Annotated in this window: 17 protein-coding genes; 8 read left to right on the forward strand and 9 right to left on the reverse strand. The window is 68.1% G+C overall.

The features are described 5' to 3' along the window. Nucleotides 1-11: 11 nt before the first annotated feature. The 9 genes from AC0KUR_RS18715 to mpl form a co-directional block, all read right to left on the reverse strand. Nucleotides 12-1,037, reverse strand: a complete 1,026-nt coding sequence (locus tag AC0KUR_RS18715; RefSeq protein ID WP_034186398.1) for a 2-dehydro-3-deoxygalactonokinase — start codon at nt 1,035-1,037, stop codon at nt 12-14. Beyond that, the gene (locus AC0KUR_RS18720; RefSeq protein ID WP_034186397.1) at nt 1,034-1,933 is read right to left on the reverse strand and encodes an IclR family transcriptional regulator; all 900 of its coding nucleotides are present in this window, start codon (nt 1,931-1,933) and stop codon (nt 1,034-1,036) included. Before AC0KUR_RS18720 ends, AC0KUR_RS18715 begins: the two co-directional genes overlap by 4 nt. Nucleotides 1,934-2,282: 349 nt before the next feature. Then, nucleotides 2,283-2,684 carry an EF-hand domain-containing protein gene (locus AC0KUR_RS18725; protein WP_034186396.1) on the reverse strand — a complete coding sequence of 134 codons (402 nt, stop codon included), beginning with the start codon at nt 2,682-2,684 and terminating at the stop codon, nt 2,283-2,285. Nucleotides 2,685-2,766: 82 nt separating this feature from the next. After that, nucleotides 2,767-4,377 carry a S10 family peptidase gene (locus AC0KUR_RS18730; RefSeq protein WP_034186395.1) on the reverse strand — a complete coding sequence of 537 codons (1,611 nt, stop codon included), beginning with the start codon at nt 4,375-4,377 and terminating at the stop codon, nt 2,767-2,769. Between the two features lie 426 nt (nt 4,378-4,803). Beyond that, nucleotides 4,804-5,541: a monofunctional biosynthetic peptidoglycan transglycosylase gene (gene mtgA, locus AC0KUR_RS18735; RefSeq protein WP_034186394.1), complete on the reverse strand. Its 738-nt coding sequence runs from the start codon at nt 5,539-5,541 to the stop codon at nt 4,804-4,806. 14 nt (nt 5,542-5,555) lie between these two features. After that, nucleotides 5,556-6,422: a shikimate dehydrogenase gene (aroE, locus tag AC0KUR_RS18740; RefSeq protein WP_034186393.1), complete on the reverse strand. Its 867-nt coding sequence runs from the start codon at nt 6,420-6,422 to the stop codon at nt 5,556-5,558. After that, on the reverse strand, nt 6,419-8,518 hold the full coding sequence (locus AC0KUR_RS18745; RefSeq protein WP_473376284.1) for a ribonuclease catalytic domain-containing protein: 2,100 nt from the start codon (nt 8,516-8,518) through the stop codon (nt 6,419-6,421). Before AC0KUR_RS18745 ends, aroE begins: the two co-directional genes overlap by 4 nt. A gap of 80 nt (nt 8,519-8,598) precedes the next feature. Then, entirely contained in the window at nt 8,599-9,168 is a 570-nt protein-coding gene (locus AC0KUR_RS18750; protein ID WP_034186391.1) for a YqiA/YcfP family alpha/beta fold hydrolase, read from the reverse strand. After that, a complete protein-coding gene (gene mpl, locus AC0KUR_RS18755; RefSeq protein ID WP_034186390.1) occupies nt 9,165-10,550 on the reverse strand; it encodes a UDP-N-acetylmuramate:L-alanyl-gamma-D-glutamyl-meso-diaminopimelate ligase in 1,386 nt (461 codons plus the stop codon). Before mpl ends, AC0KUR_RS18750 begins: the two co-directional genes overlap by 4 nt. Nucleotides 10,551-10,797: 247 nt before the next feature. On the opposite strand from mpl, the gene AC0KUR_RS18760 reads away from it, so the two are divergent. The 8 genes from AC0KUR_RS18760 to tpx all read left to right on the forward strand — a co-directional run bounded on the left by AC0KUR_RS18760 (nt 10,798) and on the right by tpx (nt 17,521). Continuing rightward, on the forward strand, nt 10,798-11,442 hold the full coding sequence (locus tag AC0KUR_RS18760) for a hypothetical protein (RefSeq protein WP_034186444.1): 645 nt from the start codon (nt 10,798-10,800) through the stop codon (nt 11,440-11,442). Nucleotides 11,443-11,449: 7 nt separating this feature from the next. Continuing rightward, nucleotides 11,450-12,001 carry a TlpA family protein disulfide reductase gene (locus tag AC0KUR_RS18765; RefSeq protein WP_069706789.1) on the forward strand — a complete coding sequence of 184 codons (552 nt, stop codon included), beginning with the start codon at nt 11,450-11,452 and terminating at the stop codon, nt 11,999-12,001. Nucleotides 12,002-12,195: 194 nt separating this feature from the next. After that, complete coding sequence (aroQ, locus tag AC0KUR_RS18770) at nt 12,196-12,648, forward strand: type II 3-dehydroquinate dehydratase (RefSeq protein WP_011350880.1); 453 nt, start codon at nt 12,196-12,198, stop codon at nt 12,646-12,648. 66 nt (nt 12,649-12,714) lie between these two features. Beyond that, nucleotides 12,715-13,188: an acetyl-CoA carboxylase biotin carboxyl carrier protein gene (accB, locus tag AC0KUR_RS18775; RefSeq protein WP_034186388.1), complete on the forward strand. Its 474-nt coding sequence runs from the start codon at nt 12,715-12,717 to the stop codon at nt 13,186-13,188. Nucleotides 13,189-13,275: 87 nt separating this feature from the next. Beyond that, nucleotides 13,276-14,643, forward strand: a complete 1,368-nt coding sequence (gene accC / locus AC0KUR_RS18780; RefSeq protein ID WP_034186387.1) for an acetyl-CoA carboxylase biotin carboxylase subunit — start codon at nt 13,276-13,278, stop codon at nt 14,641-14,643. Between the two features lie 2 nt (nt 14,644-14,645). Continuing rightward, the gene (prmA, locus tag AC0KUR_RS18785; RefSeq protein WP_034186386.1) at nt 14,646-15,548 is read left to right on the forward strand and encodes a 50S ribosomal protein L11 methyltransferase; all 903 of its coding nucleotides are present in this window, start codon (nt 14,646-14,648) and stop codon (nt 15,546-15,548) included. A gap of 45 nt (nt 15,549-15,593) precedes the next feature. Next, complete coding sequence (locus AC0KUR_RS18790) at nt 15,594-16,943, forward strand: zinc-ribbon and DUF3426 domain-containing protein (protein WP_473376285.1); 1,350 nt, start codon at nt 15,594-15,596, stop codon at nt 16,941-16,943. A 74-nt stretch (nt 16,944-17,017) separates the two neighbouring features. After that, complete coding sequence (gene tpx / locus AC0KUR_RS18795) at nt 17,018-17,521, forward strand: thiol peroxidase (RefSeq protein ID WP_034182673.1); 504 nt, start codon at nt 17,018-17,020, stop codon at nt 17,519-17,521. Nucleotides 17,522-17,561 lie beyond the last annotated feature (40 nt).

Below are 17,561 nucleotides of genomic sequence, written 5' to 3' on the forward strand. Positions count from 1 at the left end.
CTGCAAGCAGTTCATTGGTCGGCGCAGACGGGCTCGCCGTCCGCGCGCACGAGCCCGGCACGCGACGCGATGCGCCACAGGCCGCGCTCGGTCGCATGCGCGGCAACGCGCGCATGCGCATGGCCGAATACCTCGAGCGCGTCGACGTAGCGCGCGCACAAGCCGTCGTCGCCGATCAGCAAGAGCGGCTGGTCCGCGAGCGCGATGCCGCGCTCCGCGAGCATCGCGTCGAGCGCATTGAGTTCATGGCCGATCAGCAGGCCCGACAGGTAGTCGCCCTGCGCATCGGGCGCGAGCCGGTCGGTCAGCCCCAGCGTGCGCGTGCTGAAAATCGTCGCGAGCAGCCCGGTGCGCTGCGCGCCGCGCGCGACCGACACGCCGCGCACGAATGCGTCGCGGTCGGGCGAGGCGCCCGCGCGCATCGTGCGGCCGAGGATCGTGTGATCGCGCAGCACGGCAAACAGCTCGCCCGTCATGAAGGTCTGGAAACGTTCGATCAACCCGTGCTTCACCCACGCCCATTTCGCATGCGTGCCCGGCAAGCCGATCAGTACCCCTGAACGATCGGCGCCAAGCGTGGGATCGCTCGCGAGTGCGCCGACGATCTGCGTTTCTTCGCCGCGCATCACGTCGGGCAGTTCGCCCGTCGCGATCACGCCCGGCACGATCGAGACCGTCGCGCCGCGCGACGTCGTCACCGTGATGAGGCCCGCGACGAGCGCGTCGGCGCCGGCCGGCACCGCGACGTACGGCGCCTCGCGCCAGCCCTGCGCGCTGCCCACCATCCCGGCGGCAAGCACCGGCAGGCCGGGCGTGCGGTCGAGCCAGTCGCCGCACGCTTCCTCGAAGACGGCGTCGAACGCGCGCGCACCGCCGCCCGGCACATGCATCACGCCCGCCGCGCGGCTGCGCGTGTCGAGCAGCGCGCCGCGCGCGTCGTACAGGTAGGCGCGCAGCGACGTCGTGCCCCAGTCGAGCGCGATCAGCGACGGAAAGGCGGTGCTGGCGTCCGGAGCGGGCCGGGTCGAAGTGGTCATCGTTTGATCCTGCGGGTACCCTGCGGCGGGCTCCAGCCCAGTTCCGCGGAAATGGCTCGCGCTTCGCGCTGCACGAGCGGAATCAGTTCGTCCATCCGGTCGTGCGGCATGTACGGAATGGTGCTGGCGACCGACACGGCCGCGACGATCGCGCCCGACGCGTCGCGGATCGGTGCGGCCACGCAGCGGATCGACGCCTCGTTCTCCTCGAGGTCGAACGTATAGCCGCCGGCCGCGTAGTGGGCCATGCGCTGCAGGAACGCGCTCGTCTCGGGCCGGTTGTCGGGCTTGAAATTGACGCCGGCCAGCGCGCGTCGCGCGGCCTCGAACAGCGAACGCCACAGGTCCGGATCGAGGTCGAGCATCATTGCCTTGCCGATGCCGGTCGACGCGAGCGGCATCCGGTGGCCGACGCGCGAGCGCATCTCGAGGCCGCGCGTGCCGGGAATCTTGTCGATGTACAGCACGTCGTCGCCGTCGCGCACGCCGAGGTGGATCGTGTCGAGCGTCGCTTCCGCGAGCGCTTCGAGATGCGGCCGCGCCACCGCGGTGAGCGGCATCTGCTCGAGCGCGATCGTGCCGAGCTCGATCAGCTTCGGGCCGAGCAGGTAGCCGCCCTGCACCTGGCGCAGGTAGCGCGCCTGCACGAGGCTGCTGACGAGACGGTGCGTCGTGCTGCGCGTCGTCCCGAGCGCCGCGCCGATCGCGCGCATGTCGCGCGCGCCGTTCGCGATCGCCTCGAGGATCGCGAGGCCGCGCAGCAGCGTCTGCGTGCCCGCCTGCTGCGCGGCGAGATCGAGCGGCGTGCTGGTCGCGCCGATGCTGTCGGTCAGCGAGACATCGGCCGGCGTCGCGCGCCGGGCGTCGAGGGCAAGGGAATCGGGCATCTTGGTCATGGAACGGGCTTCTTCAACGGAATCGGTGAAGCCGCACGCGCGGCGCCGGAACGAGGTCCCGTGCTGCGGCGTGGCGGCGGTCGATGCACCGAGTAAAGCGCCCGGCGAACTTCATGGAAGGTGTCTCCGTGTGCGACGGGCGCCGCGCGATGCGTGGGTCCGAAGCTGTCGATGTGCTTCGGATTGTAGGAGCGCGCGCACTCGGCTCCAATATTTGAATGCGTTGTCCAGATAATGAGAATCCGGCGGAAACCGGCCGCGGGTGCGAGGCAACGGCCGCGCCATGAACACGGGGGCGGAACCCGCCGTGTCGCGGGTTCCGCCCCCGTTGGTTCACGATCCGCCGCGCTTACTGCTGGCTGCTCGTGCTGCGTGCCTGCATGTAGCGCTGCACGTCGGCGAACGACACGCGGCCGTTGCCGCCCGCATCGATCTGCCGGAAGTGATTCGCGACATAGCCGAGGCCGGCCGCGCGCGCCTGCGACTCGGTGATCGAGCCCGTGTTCTGCGTGTCGGCCGCGCTGAACTGGCTCGCGAGCTTGCGCACCACCTGCGCATGCAGCGCGGCGCCGGTCGTCTGCGTGCCGGCGGTCGCGCGGCGCGCGGCCGGCGGCACGTACGGATCGCCGAGCTGCGCCTGGCGCGCACGCGCCGGTGCGGCGGCATCGCTCGCCTGCGCGAACGCGGATACGGATGCTGCGGCGCCGACCCATGCGAGCGCCGCGGCAACGACGATGAAACGGTTCTTCATATCAGGCTCCAGTCTGGAATGAGGTCGTCGACGGCCGGCGGACGGCGCCATCGCGGGCGCCCGACGCCGGCCCGGCGCTGCATCAGTGCGCGGCCGCGTTGTAGAAGGTCACGAGGTCGGCTTTCTCCTGCGGACGCGACGTATCGTCGAGATAGACCATGTGTCCGCCCTGATAGTCCTTGATCGTCAGGTTCGGCTGCGTCCCGAGCCGCGCGAGGTCGAGCTCGGTCTGGTAGAACGGCGTCGCGATGTCGTGATACCCGTTCAACGACAGCACCTTCAGCTGCGGGTTCAGCGTCAGCGCCGCGGCGAGGTCGGGAATCGTGTCGGGCATCGCGAGCCCGTCGTGCGTCCAGTCCCACGTGTTGATCGCGTTGCTGCTCACCGAGTAGGCCGACTGCGCGGTGTACTTCAGTTCGTTCGGCAGGTAGCGGCCGATCGTGTCGGTGAACGGCTTCGTGATGAACGAGCTCGACGGATCGCCGTCCGCCGCGAGCGGGCTCGACACGGGCACGTTCACGCGCGCGTCGTAGCGGCCGATCAGCGTGCCCGGGACCAGCGACAGCTGGAAGCTGTTGTCGAAGAAGGTCGGGATCACGTTGAAGTCCGCATTCCACAGCGACTGCTTCACGCCGGTCGCATTCACCATCGTCGTCACGAGGTTCGGCGGCGGCGGCGTATGGCTCGCGAGGTACGCGTTCACGGCGGGCGCGTAGCTGCCGGCCGTCAGCAGGCGCATCTGGTCCGCGTACTGCGGCAGGTTCGACGGGTTCGGATTGTCGAGCTGATAGTAAGCGCCGACGGCCCCGTACGACGGCACGAAGCCCGCGCAACTCACCGGGCTCGACCCGTTGTTCGAGTTGCCGACGTAGTCGCTCGCCATGTCGCAGTTCGTGTTGTAGTTCAGGATCGACGACTGCAGCACGATGCCGTCGAGCTTCACGCCGGCCGTCTCGAGCAGGTTCGCGAGCACGTCGGTGCGCGGCGTGCCGTACGATTCGCCGAACAGGTATTTCGGCGAACCGGTGCGCTGGTTCACGGTCAGGTAGCGCGTGACGAAATCGCGGAAGGCGCCGCCGTCCTGGTCGACGCCCCAGAATGTCTGGTTCGTGTTCGGCGCGATCGCTTCGGAAAAGCCGGTGCCGATCGCATCGACGAACACGAGGTCGGTCGTGTCGAGCAGGCTTTCCTGGTTGTCGACGAACGGGAACGTCGACGTATTCGCGTTCGGGTCGCCCGTCTGGATCCGGCGCGGGCCGAACGAACCGAGGTGCAGCCACACCGATGCCGAGCCCGGGCCGCCGTTGTACAGGAACGTGACGGGCCGCTTCGCCGCGGGCTGGTTGTCGGCCGTGTAGGCGACGTAGAAGAACGAGGCTTCGGGCGCGCCGGTCTGCGGATTGCGCGCGACGAGGTGGCCGGCCGTGGCCGTGTAGCGGATCGTCTTGCCGTTCAGCGTGATCTGGTGATGCGTGACGGCGGCCTTTTCAACCGCGGCGGCGGGGTCGAGCGACGCGTTCGCGCTCGACGAATAACTGTTCGGATCGTTGTAAGCCTGGTCCGCCTGACCGGCGGGATCGGCTGAATTGGCGGCGTTCGCAGCGGCGGACGATGTCACGTCGTCGTTGCAGGCCGTCAGGATCAGCGAAGAAAACACTACCCCCAACAACAGCTTCGCTTTGCTCGCTGGCATCGTTGCTTTCCTTCTCTCGGATGTTTTTTGTGTCGAGCAGCCGGATAAGCCGCCCCCCGCCTCGCTTGCGGCCGATGAGCCGAGGCGCTGGCCAATATACGCGAGCCCGTCAGCTTTGAAAAATTTTGAAATATTTGGCCGGCCAAGGGTGCGGCGCACACCTTTCAGGAATGCTTCGAATCGTGAAACGTTGCATTTCACGTCGCTTTCATCGGCTTTCGCGTTTACCCGCAGCGACTAAAAAAGGGCGAAATTCGTGCCATGCAGGCAAACAAAAACGCACGGTCGCCCGCATTGCTCAGGAAAGCGAAATAGACGAATTCGTCTAACGGATGTGGCCCGACATGCGCGCGACACGAATGCGCTGCGGCGCAGCAATGGCGCACGGGCGACGGAACGGACAATGCGACGGCGCGCTCGCGCCGCTCACTCCGATTGCGGCAGTTCGGCCGTCCCCATCCGGCGCGCGATGACCGCCGCGCGCTGTGCCTGGTAGGCCGAGCCGCGATGCGCGTCGAACCAGCGCGGCTTCGGCAGCATCACCGCGAGACGCGCCGACTGCCACGCACCGAGCCGGCTCGCGGGAACCTTGTAGTAATAGCGTGCGGCCGCCTCGGCGCCGTACACGCCGCGGCCCCATTCGACGGAATTCAGGTAGATCTCGAAGATGCGCTCCTTGTCGAGCACCGCTTCGAGCATCCACGTGATGATGAGCTCCTGCCCCTTGCGGATGTAGCTCTTCTCGCGCGACAGGAACAGGTTGCGCGCGAGTTGCTGCGTGATCGTCGAGCCGCCCGCGACGATCCTGCCGCGCGCCTTGTTCTTCTCCCACGCCTGCAGGATCGCGTCGACGTCGTAGCCGTTGTTGGTCGCGAAGGTCGCGTCCTCGGACGCGATCAGCGCGCGCTTCAGGTTGCGCGAGATCTGGTCGTACGGCACCCACTGGTGCTGGATCTGCGCGGGCGGCGTCGCGCGCGACAGCCACCACGCGTCGGTGCGCATGAACGCGGTCGAGCCCGGGTTCACGAACGACCACAACGCGATCTGCGCAAGATAGAACAGCTGCGTCGCGAGCCACGCGAGCGCGAACACCGATCCCGCATACGCGATCCAGCGAGCGAGGCTCACCGATCGCGTGCGCTGCGTGCTGCTCACCGCCACCACGTGCCGCGCTCCGGTCAGCTCGCCGCGAGCGCCTGGCGCAGCGCGGCCAGCACCGGTGCGCCGTCCGGCCGCACGCCGCGCCAGATGAAGAACGATTCGGCCGCCTGTTCGACGAGCATCCCGAGCCCGTCGGCCGTGCGCGCGCCGAGCGACGCCGCGTGCTGCATGAACACCGTCGGCTGCGCGCCGTACATCATGTCGTATGCGAGCGTGCCCGCGCCGAACGCGGCCGCGTCGCATTCCGGCAACGCGGCGTCGAGGCTGCCGGCCGTCGCATTGATCACCACGTCGTACGGCTCCGCGCGCACGACGTCGGGGCCGCCGCCCGCGAGCGTGCAGCCCGCATCGTGCGCGGCCTGCATGAACTGGCCGACGAGTGCCTCGGCCTTGCTCGCGGTGCGGTTCACGATCGTGATCGACAGCGGCGCGCGGTCGAGCAGCGGCAGCACGACGCCGCGCGCCGCACCGCCCGCGCCGAGCAGCAGGATGCGCGCGCCCGCGAGCGACACGCCGAGATTCGCTTCGATGTCGCGCACGAGGCCGACGCCATCGGTGTTGTCGCCGTGAATACGGCCGTCGGCATCGATGCGCAGCGTGTTCACCGCACCCGCCGCCGCCGCGCGCGGCGACAGCGAGTCGGCCAGCGCATGCGCCTCGAGCTTGAACGGCACCGTCACGTTCGCGCCGCGGCCGCCTTCGGCGACGAAGGCGCGCACGGCGGCTTCAAAGCCGTCGACCGGCGCAAGCCGGTGCGCATACTCGATCGGCTCGCCCGTCTGCGCGGCGAACTGCGCGTGGATGAACGGCGACTTGCTGTGCGCCACCGGGTTGCCGAACACGACATAGCGGTCGGCACCGCTCGTCGACACCGCCGCGGTCATGATGCGCGCCCTTCTTCGCCGTCGTTGCCGTTCGCGGCTTCGCCGCCCGCCTGCGATGCCGCGCCGTCCGCTTCGGCCAGCGCTTCGGCCAGCGCTTCGGCTTCGGTTTCCGCCGACGCGTCTTCCGCGTCGACCAGCGTGTCGTCGCCGCCTTCGGCGTCATCCTCTTCGTCGGCCGCGTCGCCGCTCGTCACGGTCGGCGCGTCGAGCACGTTCAGCAGGCGCACCGACGCCTCGATCGTCAGCTCGTCGAGCGACATCACGTCGAGCAGCACGCGCGTGCCGCGCGCATGCACGCCGAGCCCCGGCACATGCAGCAGCAGCGGAATGTCCTCCAGGCGCACGAGATCACCCTTCACGACGCTCGCGACCACCTGCTTCTTCTGCTCCTGCGCGAGCCAGCGCAGGCACCAGAAGTACTCCATGCGGCGCTGGTAATCGGCATAGGCCGTATAGGTATCGTCGAAACCCTGCACGACCGCGTACAGGTCGGCGTCCTTCGGCTTGAACGGCGCGGCGAGCTTCGCGGTGACGCCATGCTGCACGCACGCGAGCAGCTGCCACTGGTTCACGAGGTCGACATAGCGGCGCAGCGGCGACGTGCTCCATGCGTACTGGGCCACGCCGAGGCCTTCGTGCGGCGCGGCCGTCGTCTGCATCCGCGTGCGCTTCGGGCCCGGCGCGCCGAAGCCGCGCTGCGAGCGATAGATGCCCGGCACCGTGTGGTCGTGCAGGAACGCGCCCCAGGTCGAGTTCGCGAGGATCGCGAGCTCCGACACGATCAGGTCGAGCGGCGACCCGCGGCGACGCGGCGTGATCGACACGTGCTCGCCTTCGACGTAGAAGTTGTAGTCGGTGTTGCGCTGCACCTCGCGCTTCAGGCCGTAGCCCGCGCGGGCGACCTGGCGCTTCTCGAACAGCGCCTGCGCGAGCGGCCACAGCACGGCGATGTCGTCCTTGTGCGGATAGTCGCCGGTGCCGGCCGCGAGCGTCTCTTCGGTGACGAGCTCGTCGAGCGTGTTGTGGCGCAGGTTGTTCTTCACGAACACGAGCTCGGCGCGCGTCTCGTTCGCGACGATCTCCTGCGTTTCGCGGTTGACGATGATGTACAGCGACAGCGCCGGACGGTAATCGCCCTCCTTCAGCGTGAACACGTCGACGACGTCGTCCGGCAGCATCGTGATCTTGTCGCCCGGCATGTAGACGGTCGACAGGCGCGTGCGCGCGATCGCATCGACCGCGTCGCCGCGCACGATGCCGAGCGCCGGCGCCGCGATGTGCACGCCGATCCGCACGCGGCCGTCGGACAGGTGCTCGACCGAGAACGCATCGTCGATCTCGGTCGTCGTGATGTCGTCGATCGAAAATGCCTCGACGTTCGCGCGCGGCAGGTCGTCCGGCAGCGGGCCGACCGCGACGGGCGGAAAGCCCGTGCCGTGCGGGAAGAATTCCGCGAGGAAGCGCGCCTCGTGCAGCGCACGCGGCGACGCGATGCCGCCGCAGTCGAGCATCAGCCGCGCCGGCGACACGCCGCGCGCGCCGGCCGCCGCTTCCATCGCCTTGTATTCGATCGCGTTCTTGTCCGGCCGCGTCAGCAGCCCGAGCACCTTGCCCGCGAACGCGTCGGGCAGCTTGCCGGCCTTCAGTTCCTCTTCGTACTGCGCCTGGACCAGCGCCTGCTGGCGCTTGCGCTCGAGCGACGCGAGCGCCATCTTGAGCTGCTCTTCCGGCGCGCGCTGATACTGGCCGCGCCCCTTGCGGCGGAAGTAGACGGGCGAGCCATGCAGCCGCAGCACCAGCGCCGCGCGCTCGACCGGGCCGTAGGCCGCGCCGAAATACTCGGCGGCCAGCGCCGTATACGCAAACTCGTCGGCCGGCGCGCATTCCCACAGGAAATCCAGGTCGATCTGCTGCGCGGCCGTGTCGGCCTCCTGCATCAGCTCGCTCGCGGCCGGCTTCTCGAATTCGATCAGCACGTCTTTCGCACGGACCTTCGCGCGCCGCCCGCCGGGCAACTCGACCTGAAATGCATCGCCCTGGCGCGACAGCACGCTGCCCGCCTTGAAACTGCCCGATTCCTCGAAGAAAACGTTCACTCAGTACTCTCGTTCAGACTGCCCGGCGCCGCGTCGGCGGCACCGCATGATGATGGGAATTCGATCGGCACAGGGCCGGTTTATGACGTCTTTCCGTCGCAAAATGCGAGAACGTCGTCGACATAGTCGGCAAATTCGCTGATCCCGTGATCGCTGCCTTCGATCACGCGCGTTTTCGCACCCGGGTAATGCGCCAGCATCTCGCGATAGTCGAGCACTTCGTCGCCGGTCGCCGCGAACAGATAGTAGCGTTCGGCGCGCGTGATTGCCGGCACGCGCAGCGCGTCGAGCTCATGCAGGTGACGGCGCTCGACGACGATCGTGCCGCCGCCGTGCCACAGCGGCTGTTCGCCCAGGTGCTGCTCGAGATCGCGTTGCGGCACGATGGCCGGATTCAGCAGCACGGCCTTCCAGCCGTGCTTTTCCGCCAGCCACGTCGCGTAATAGCCGCCGAGCGAGCTGCCGATGACGGTCACGTCGCGCGCGCCCGCCACTTCCGCTTCGGCCACCGCGATCGCCTCGAGCGGCGACACCGACAGCGACGGGCACCGCCACTCGCCGGTACGGCCGAGTTCGGCCATGCGCGCGGCGAGCAGTCGCGATTTCTGCGATTCCGGCGACGACCGGAAGCCGTGCAGATACAGGATCACGTGCGGCTCCCGAGCGCATCGAGCAGCTTCTGGTGCACGCCGCCGAAGCCGCCGTTGCTCATCACGAGCACGTGGTCGCCCGGGCGCGCGGCCTCGACGACGGCCTTCACCAGCAAGTGGAGATCGTCGAACGCGCGTGCCTTGTCGCCCAGCGGCGCCAGCGACTCGCCGAGATTCCAGCCGAGCGCGTCGCGCCCCGTCGGGGCGCCGTAGCCGAACACGAGATCGGCATCGGCGAGGCTGGCCGGCAATTGCGACTTCATCACGCCGAGCTTCATCGTGTTCGAGCGCGGCTCGAGCACGGCGAGGATGCGGGCATTCTGGCGGCCGATGCGCGCACGAAGGCCGGCGATCGTGGTTTCGATCGCGGTCGGATGGTGCGCGAAATCGTCGTAGACGGTCACGCCGTCGATGCTGCCGCGCACTTCCATCCGGCGCTTCACGTTGCGGAACGACGCGAGCGACGCCGCCGCCTGCGCGGGCGGCACGCCGACGTGGCGCGCGGCGGCGATCGCCGCGAGCGCGTTCATCCGGTTGTGGTCGCCCTGCACCTGCCACGCGACTTCGCCGACGCGCTCGGCCTGCGAGTACACCGCGAAGCGCTCGTCGACCGGCACGCCGTCCTCGGCCGGCAGCGCCTGCCAGCCGCCGTCGACGCCGAAGCGCTCGACCTCGCTCCAGCAGCCGCGCGCCAGCACGCGTTCGAGCGCGTCCGAGCGGCCGTTCGTGACGATCCGGCCGACGCCCGGCACGGTGCGCACGAGATGGTGGAATTGCGTCTCGATCGCGGCGAGATCCGGGAAGATGTCGGCGTGATCGAATTCAAGGTTGTTCAGCACCGCGGTGCGCGGCCGGTAGTGGACGAACTTCGAACGCTTGTCGAAGAACGCCGTGTCGTACTCGTCGGCCTCGATCACGAAGAAGCTCGAGTCGGTGAGCCGTGCCGACACGCCGAAATTCAGCGGCACGCCGCCGATCAGGAAACCGGGGTTCAGGCCCGCGTCCTCCAGCAGCCACGCGAGCATCGACGACGTAGTCGTCTTGCCGTGCGTGCCCGCGACCGCGAGCACCCACTTGCCGGCGAGCACGTGCTCGCCGAGCCACTGCGGGCCCGACACGTACGGCAGGCCGCGATCGAGGATCGCCTCCATCAGCGGATTACCGCGCGTGACGACGTTGCCGATCACGAACAGGTCCGGTTTCAGGTCGATCTGTTCGGCGCCGTAGCCTTCGATCAGCGTGATGCCCTGTGCCTCGAGCTGGGTGCTCATCGGCGGATAGACGCCCGCGTCGCAACCCGTCACCGTGTGGCCCGCTTCGCGCGCGAGTACGGCGAGACCGCCCATGAAGGTGCCGCAGATGCCAAGAATATGGATGTGCATAGAGATGAATGCTTTCGCGCCGCCGGGCGCCGTCGATTCGGAAAGGATGCATGTGCGGCGCGCCGGACGGACCGCGCGACCGGCGCCGACCCACGACTTTTGCCGCGACACAAAGATGGCTATTGTAACTGACGGCCTGCGCTGCCCGGCGGCCCGAACGATGCGGGCGAACCCCGGCCGGCTGGCCGGCGGCGGCCCGCCGTACCCGTGCTCGGGCCCGTCGGCGATCGAGTATGATTGCCGGATCATGTCTCGCAAATCCCTTCTCGACCCGCGGCGCGTCCGCGAGGAAATCGCCCAATCCGCCGCCCGCCTGATCGCGGAGGACGGCCTGGACTATGCCGGCGCGAAGCGCAAGGCCGCGCGCCAGTTGCTGGGCGATTCGCGCGTTGCCGGCGAATGGCTGCCGGATAACGACCAGATCGAGGAAGAACTGCGCGAATACCTCGCGCTGTTCCAGAGCGATACCCAGCCGGACGAACTGCGCCGCCTGCGCGAGATCGCGCTCGACTGGATGCGCCGGCTCGCCGAGTTCCATCCCTATGTGACGGGCGCCGTGCTGAACGGCACCGCGAACGCCCATTCGGATATCCATTTGCAGGCATTCACCGACAACCCGAAGGACGTCGCCATCTACCTGCTGAACCAGAACGTCCAGTACGACGTCTCCGAGACGCGGCACTTCGCGGGCCGCGCCGACGTCGAGACGCTCAGTTTCCTGTGGCGCCCGCGGCGCGACATGGACGCGATCGGCATCCATCTCGCGCTCTATGCGAGCGACGACCTGCGCGGCGCGGTCAAGGCCGACGCGCGCGGCCGCGTCGCCCGCGCCGATGCCGCCGCGCTGCGCGCGCTCGTCGAGGCAGGCAAGACCCCTTCCGAACCGGAATGATTCAACGATGATGATGAAACGCATGTTGGCGCTCGCGGTGGTCGCGGCCGCCGCCGTCGCCGGCGGACTGACCGCCGGCCATTGGTTCCGCGGCAGTGCCGACGACGGCGTCGCCGTCGCCGCGCCCGCCGCGCAGGGCAACCCGGTCGACCAGCTGTGGGCGTCGTCGCTGACGGGCACCGACGGCAAGCCGGCCTCGCTGGCCGCTTTCAAGGGCCAGAAGGTCGTCGTCAATTTCTGGGCATCGTGGTGCGGCCCCTGCGTCGAGGAAATGCCCGAGCTCGTCGCACTGTCGCACCAGTACAAGCAGAAAGGCATCCGTTTCATCGGGATCGGCGTCGATTCCGAGCAGAACGTGAAGAACTTCCTGCAGAAGGTGAAGGTCGACTATCCGGTCTTCGTCAGCGGTTACGCAGGCGCCGATCTGGCCCGTAATTTTGGAAATACCGCCGGCGCGCTGCCGTTTACGGTCGTGATCGACGAAACCGGCAAGATTCGCGAGACAAAATTGGGACAAATCCAGCCGGCCGAGCTGAAAAAGACGCTCGACGCGCTGTAACCGGCCCGAACGACGGCCCGCACGTTGGCGGCGATTTGCCTGTCGATCGCCGCAATTTCGCGTGAATTCGCCGATACTTTGCCTCCATGCCGGTAATTCTTGCAGGTCCGTCGCGCCCGGCCGTTCGGCAAAACTAGACAAATTTCTCTAAATAGCGCTAAAGTTCGCGCAATTCCGCAGAAATAGAAGCGACCATGACACGATTGCTGGTGCTGCACGGCCCCAACCTGAACCTTCTCGGCACCCGGGAACCGGAGGTGTACGGCCGCGTCACGCTCGCTCAGATCGATCAGGCGCTTGCCGCGCGCGCCCGGGAAGCCGGCGCCGAGCTGTCGTCGTTCCAGAGCAACCATGAAGGTGCGCTGGTCGACCGCATCCAGGCCGCGCGGGAGGAACAGACCGATTTCATCCTGATCAATCCGGCCGCGTACACGCACACGAGCGTTGCGATCCGGGACGCGATCGCCGGCGTTGGCATCCCGTTCGTCGAGGTTCACTTGTCGAACGTGCATCGCCGCGAAGCGTTCAGGCACCACTCCTACTTTTCCGACCAGGCCGAAGGCGTGATCTGCGGGCTCGGCTGGAAAGGTTATCTGTACGCGCTCGAGTACGCGCTGGACAAGCTGCAAGGCACGTCGCGCGGCTGATTTCGCGATCTAGATTCAGCGCCGGCCCCTAACCGGCGCTTTCACGTATTGAAAGGGGAATTCCCGATGGATCTTCGTAAGCTGAAAACTCTGATCGACCTCGTTTCCGAATCCGGCATCTCCGAGCTGGAAGTGACGGAAGGCGAAGGCAAGGTGCGCATCGTCAAGAACGCACCGCCGGTCTACGTGCAGCCGACGGCTGGGTATGCCCCGCAAGTCAGCGCGCCCGCTCCGTCGGCCGCGCTGCCGACCGAAGGCGCTGCCGCGCCGGCCGCGGGCGCCCCCGCCGCACCGGCCGCACCGCAAGGCCACGTCGTGACGTCGCCGATGGTCGGCACGTTCTATCGCGCACCGTCGCCGGGCGCGGACCCGTTCGTCCAGGTCGGCGACACGGTCAAGGAAGGCCAGACCATCTGCATCATCGAAGCGATGAAGCTGCTCAACGAGATCGAGTCGGACAAGGCCGGCGTGATCAAGGAAATCCTCGTCGAGAACGGCCAGGCCGTCGAATACGGCCAGCCGCTTTTCGTGATCGGCTAAGCCCGCCGCGCGGCCGTCCCGGCCGCGCGCCGCCGAGATGCTCGCCTGGCGCCGTTCGCGCGCCCCTCGAAGAGACGAATACTCGCTATGTTTGAAAAAATCCTCATTGCCAACCGCGGTGAAATCGCGCTGCGCATCCAGCGCGCATGCCGCGAGCTCGGCGTCAAGACGGTGGTCGTCTACTCGGAAGCCGACAAGGAAGCCAAGTACGTGCGCCTCGCGGACGAAGCCGTCTGCATCGGCCCGGCTCCGTCGAACCTGAGCTACCTGAACATGCCGGCGCTAATCAGCGCCGCGGAAGTCACCGATGCCGAGGCGATCCACCCCGGCTACGGCTTCCTGTCGGAAAACGCCGATTTCGCGGAGCGGGTCGAGCAGTCGGGCTTCACGTTCATCGGCCCGCGCCCGGAAACGATCCGGATGATGGGCGACAAGGTCACCGCGAAGCAGACGATGATCAAGACCGGCGTGCCGTGCGTGCCGGGCTCGGAAGGCGCGTTGCCGGACGATCCGAAGGAGATCGTCAAGATTGCGCGCGCGATCGGCTATCCGGTCATCATCAAGGCGGCCGGCGGCGGCGGCGGGCGCGGGATGCGCGTCGTGCACACCGAGGCTGCGCTCGTCAACGCGGTCAACATGACCCGCGAGGAAGCCGGCCGTGCGTTCGGCAACCCGCAGGTGTACATGGAGAAGTTCCTCGAGAACCCGCGTCACATCGAGATCCAGGTGCTGTCGGACGCGTACAAGAACGCGATCTGGCTGGGCGAGCGCGACTGCTCGATGCAGCGCCGCCACCAGAAGGTGATCGAGGAAGCGCCGGCGCCCGGCATTCCGCGGCGCCTGATCGACCGCATCGGCGACCGCTGCGCGGACGCCTGCAAGAAGATGGGCTACCTCGGTGCGGGCACGTTCGAATTCCTGTACGAAAACGGCGAGTTCTACTTCATCGAGATGAACACGCGCGTGCAGGTCGAGCACCCGGTATCGGAGCTGATCACGGGCGTCGACATCGTGCAGGAACAGATCCGCATCGCGGCCGGCGAGAAGCTCGCGCTGCGCCAGCGCGACATCCAGTTCCGCGGACATGCGATCGAATGCCGGATCAACGCCGAGGATCCGTTCAAGTTCACGCCGTCGCCGGGCCGGATCACGTCGTGGCATACGCCGGGCGGCCCCGGCGTGCGCGTCGACTCGCATGCCTACAATGGCTATTTCGTGCCGCCGAACTATGATTCGATGATCGGCAAGCTGATCACCTACGGCGCGACGCGCGAGCAGGCGATCCGCCGCATGCGCATCGCGCTGTCGGAAATGGTCGTCGAAGGCATCCAGACCAACATCCCGCTGCACCGCGAGCTGATGATCGACTCGAAGTTCGTCGAAGGCGGCACCAGCATCCACTATCTCGAAAACCGGCTCGCGCAGAAGCAGCAGGTCGCACCGGAAGAAGCGTAAGCATGAGCTATCGCGAACTCGTCGTCGAACTGGCCCGTGAGCATGCGGAGGCGCTGTCCGACGCGCTGCTCGACCTCGGCGCGCTGTCGGTGTCCGTCGAGGACGCCGACGCCGACACGCCCGACGAACAGCCGCTCTTCGGCGAGCCGGGCCTCGTGCCCGACCGCACCGCGTGGCAGCACTCGCGCGTGGTCGCGCTGCTGTCGGCCGACCATGAGCCGGCCGTGCTGCTCGCCGCGGCCGCGAACGAGATCGGCATCGCCGAAACGCCGAAGTTCGTCGTCCGCGAAGTCGAGGAACAGGACTGGGTGCGGCTCACGCAATCGCAGTTCGAGCCGATCCCGATCGGCGAGCGGATCTGGGTCGTGCCGTCGTGGCACGACGCGCCCGATCCCGATGCGCTCGTCCTCGAGCTCGATCCGGGCCTCGCATTCGGCACCGGCAGCCACCCCACTACCCGTCTGTGCATGGAGTGGCTCGAACAGTCGGTGAAGCCCGGCCAGTCGGTGCTCGACTACGGCTGCGGCTCGGGCATTCTCGCGATCCTCGCGAAGAAATGCGGGGCGAACCCCGTCATCGGCATCGACATCGATCCGCAAGCCGTCGAATCGGCGCGGCAGAACAGCGAGCGCAACCGTGCGGAAGTCACGTACGGGTTGCCCGACGCATGCCCGGACGGCGAGTTCGACATCGTCGTCGCGAACATCCTGTCGAACCCGCTGAAGCTGATGGCGTCGATGCTCGCATCGAAGGTCAAACCGGGCGGGCGCATCGCGCTGTCGGGCGTGCTCGCACGCCAGGCGGACGAAGTCGCGGCCGTCTACGCGCGCTACGTCGACATCTCGGTCTGGCGTGAACACGAAGGTTGGGTATGCCTCGCCGGAACCCGGCGGGAAAGCCATTAGAATAGCGCTGTCCTTCACTCTGGCCAGCAGGCCGCCCGGCTCGACATGCTTCTTGCGACGCGCTGCCCTCATTGCGAAACCGTCTTCCGGCTGCAGCAGGAACAGCTCTCGCTGCATGACGGGATCGTGCGCTGCGGCCATTGCCACGAAGTCTTCAACGCGTCCGAATCGCTCGTTCCCGAGCACGCGCCGCAGCCCGAACCGGCCCTGACCGACGCGGCTGCGGCGCCGGACCACGGCGACGCGCATCATCAGGCCCCGCCCGCACGGCTGTTCACCGCCGACGCGCCGGCCGCGTCGCCGTCCCACACCGATTACAAGCCGGAAGGCTGGGACATGTGGGCGCCGTGGCTCGATGCCGGCGTCGATCCGTCGCTGCAGCACAGCGTCGAGACCGTCCGCGTCGAGCCGCTGGTGCCGCTCGCGCTCCCGGCCGCGGAAGCCGGCGTCGTTCATCTGTCGGGCACGCCCGTGCCGTTCCCGTCCCCGACCGAACTCGACGCCGCTTCCACTGGCGTCGAGCAACCGGCCGAACCGCATTCGCAGCCGACGGAACACGACACCGCTGCCTCGCCCGCGCCGATCGAGCGCGACCCGCGCGAGCCGCGCTTCGTCGCCCACCTCCCGTCGGAGCCGCAAGCCACGCCCGATGCCGCCGAACCCGCCGGCCACGCGCACTTCGCCGTGCCGGACGACGAACGCGCACCGCGCGAGCCGCGTTTTGCGTTCACGCCGGCGCCGGCCGTCACCGAACCCGAACCCGCAACCGGATCCGGATCCGACGCGTTCCCCCGTCATGATCAGGCCGCGCCCGCGGCGGCAGCCGAGCCGGCGGCACCGTTCCCGGCCGCACTGTCCGACGACGACCGTCCGCACTTCGCCGTCACGCGCGAGACGCGCGCGCCGCAGCCGCGCGGGATGCTCGGCGGTTTCTTCGGCGGCCTCGTCGCGGCGGTGCTGGCCGTGCTGCTCGTCACGCAGCTCGCGTGGTGGCAACGTGAAACGTTGATGATCGACTGGCCCGTCACGCAGGGCTGGTTCCGGCAGGCTTGCGCGCCGCTCGGCTGCACGGTCGCGCCCCCGCGCGCGATCGACGGCCTGCGGCTCGACGCGACCGACCTGCGCCAGCTCGACGGGCCGCGCGAACTCGAATTGAAGGTACCGCTGACGAACCGCTACCGCGTCGCGCTCGCGTACCCGTCGCTCGAACTCACGCTGCTCGACGACGCCAATCGCGTCACCGTGCGCCGCGTGCTCGCGCCGCGCGACTACGTGCGCCCGGGCACGCCGATCGACGCCGGGCTGCCGCCCGGCACCACGCAGACGATGGTCGTCCGCCTCGAAACGAACGGCACGCCCGCCTCGAATTTCCGCGTCCAGATCTTCTATCCGTGACGCACCGCGGCGCGCGCATGCGCGCCCGTCTCAACCCGCGCGCCTCAAGCGGCGCGCTATTTCGGAGCACGAACATGAGCAAAGTTACGCTGGGTGGCAACCCGATCGATCTCGCCGGCACGTTCCCGGCCGTCGGCGCCCAAGCCGCCGATTTCAAGCTGGTCGGCAAGGACCTCGCCGACCTGTCGCTCGCCAGCTTCGCCGGCAAGCGCAAAGTGCTGAACATCGTGCCGAGCCTCGACACGCCGACCTGCGCGACGTCGACCCGCAAGTTCAACGAAGCCGCGTCGTCGCTCGACAACACGGTCGTGGTCGTCGTGTCCGCCGACCTGCCGTTCGCCGCCACGCGCTTCTGCACGACCGAGGGTCTCGCCAACGTCGTGACGGCCTCGACGTTCCGCACCGGCCGCGCGTTCGCGAACGCGTACGGCGTCGACGTGACGAGCGGCCCGCTGAACGGCCTGACCGCCCGTGCCGTCGTCGTGCTCGACGCGCAGGACAAGGTGATCCACGCGGAACTCGTCGGCGAAATCAAGGACGAGCCGAACTACGATGCAGCGCTCGCCGCACTGAAGTAAGCTTTCTACCGCTTTCCCCTGCCGCGCCGCGCCCTTCGCG

It is taken from the genome of Burkholderia sp. YHN3-13 (assembly GCF_055810675.1).

Coding starts and splice junctions, on each gene's coding strand:
- AC0KUR_RS18715 (WP_034186398.1), bottom strand. CDS start 1,037: ATGACCACTTCGACCCGGCCCGCTCCGGACGCCAGCACCGCCTTTCCG.
- AC0KUR_RS18720 (WP_034186397.1), bottom strand. CDS start 1,933: ATGACCAAGATGCCCGATTCCCTTGCCCTCGACGCCCGGCGCGCGACG.
- AC0KUR_RS18725 (WP_034186396.1), bottom strand. CDS start 2,684: ATGAAGAACCGTTTCATCGTCGTTGCCGCGGCGCTCGCATGGGTCGGC.
- AC0KUR_RS18730 (WP_034186395.1), bottom strand. CDS start 4,377: ATGCCAGCGAGCAAAGCGAAGCTGTTGTTGGGGGTAGTGTTTTCTTCG.
- aroE (WP_034186393.1), bottom strand. CDS start 6,422: ATGACCGCGGCGGTGTCGACGAGCGGTGCCGACCGCTATGTCGTGTTC.
- mpl (WP_034186390.1), bottom strand. CDS start 10,550: ATGCACATCCATATTCTTGGCATCTGCGGCACCTTCATGGGCGGTCTC.
- AC0KUR_RS18760 (WP_034186444.1), top strand. CDS start 10,798: ATGTCTCGCAAATCCCTTCTCGACCCGCGGCGCGTCCGCGAGGAAATC.
- AC0KUR_RS18765 (WP_069706789.1), top strand. CDS start 11,450: ATGATGATGAAACGCATGTTGGCGCTCGCGGTGGTCGCGGCCGCCGCC.
- aroQ (WP_011350880.1), top strand. CDS start 12,196: ATGACACGATTGCTGGTGCTGCACGGCCCCAACCTGAACCTTCTCGGC.
- accB (WP_034186388.1), top strand. CDS start 12,715: ATGGATCTTCGTAAGCTGAAAACTCTGATCGACCTCGTTTCCGAATCC.
- accC (WP_034186387.1), top strand. CDS start 13,276: ATGTTTGAAAAAATCCTCATTGCCAACCGCGGTGAAATCGCGCTGCGC.
- prmA (WP_034186386.1), top strand. CDS start 14,646: ATGAGCTATCGCGAACTCGTCGTCGAACTGGCCCGTGAGCATGCGGAG.
- AC0KUR_RS18790 (WP_473376285.1), top strand. CDS start 15,594: ATGCTTCTTGCGACGCGCTGCCCTCATTGCGAAACCGTCTTCCGGCTG.
- tpx (WP_034182673.1), top strand. CDS start 17,018: ATGAGCAAAGTTACGCTGGGTGGCAACCCGATCGATCTCGCCGGCACG.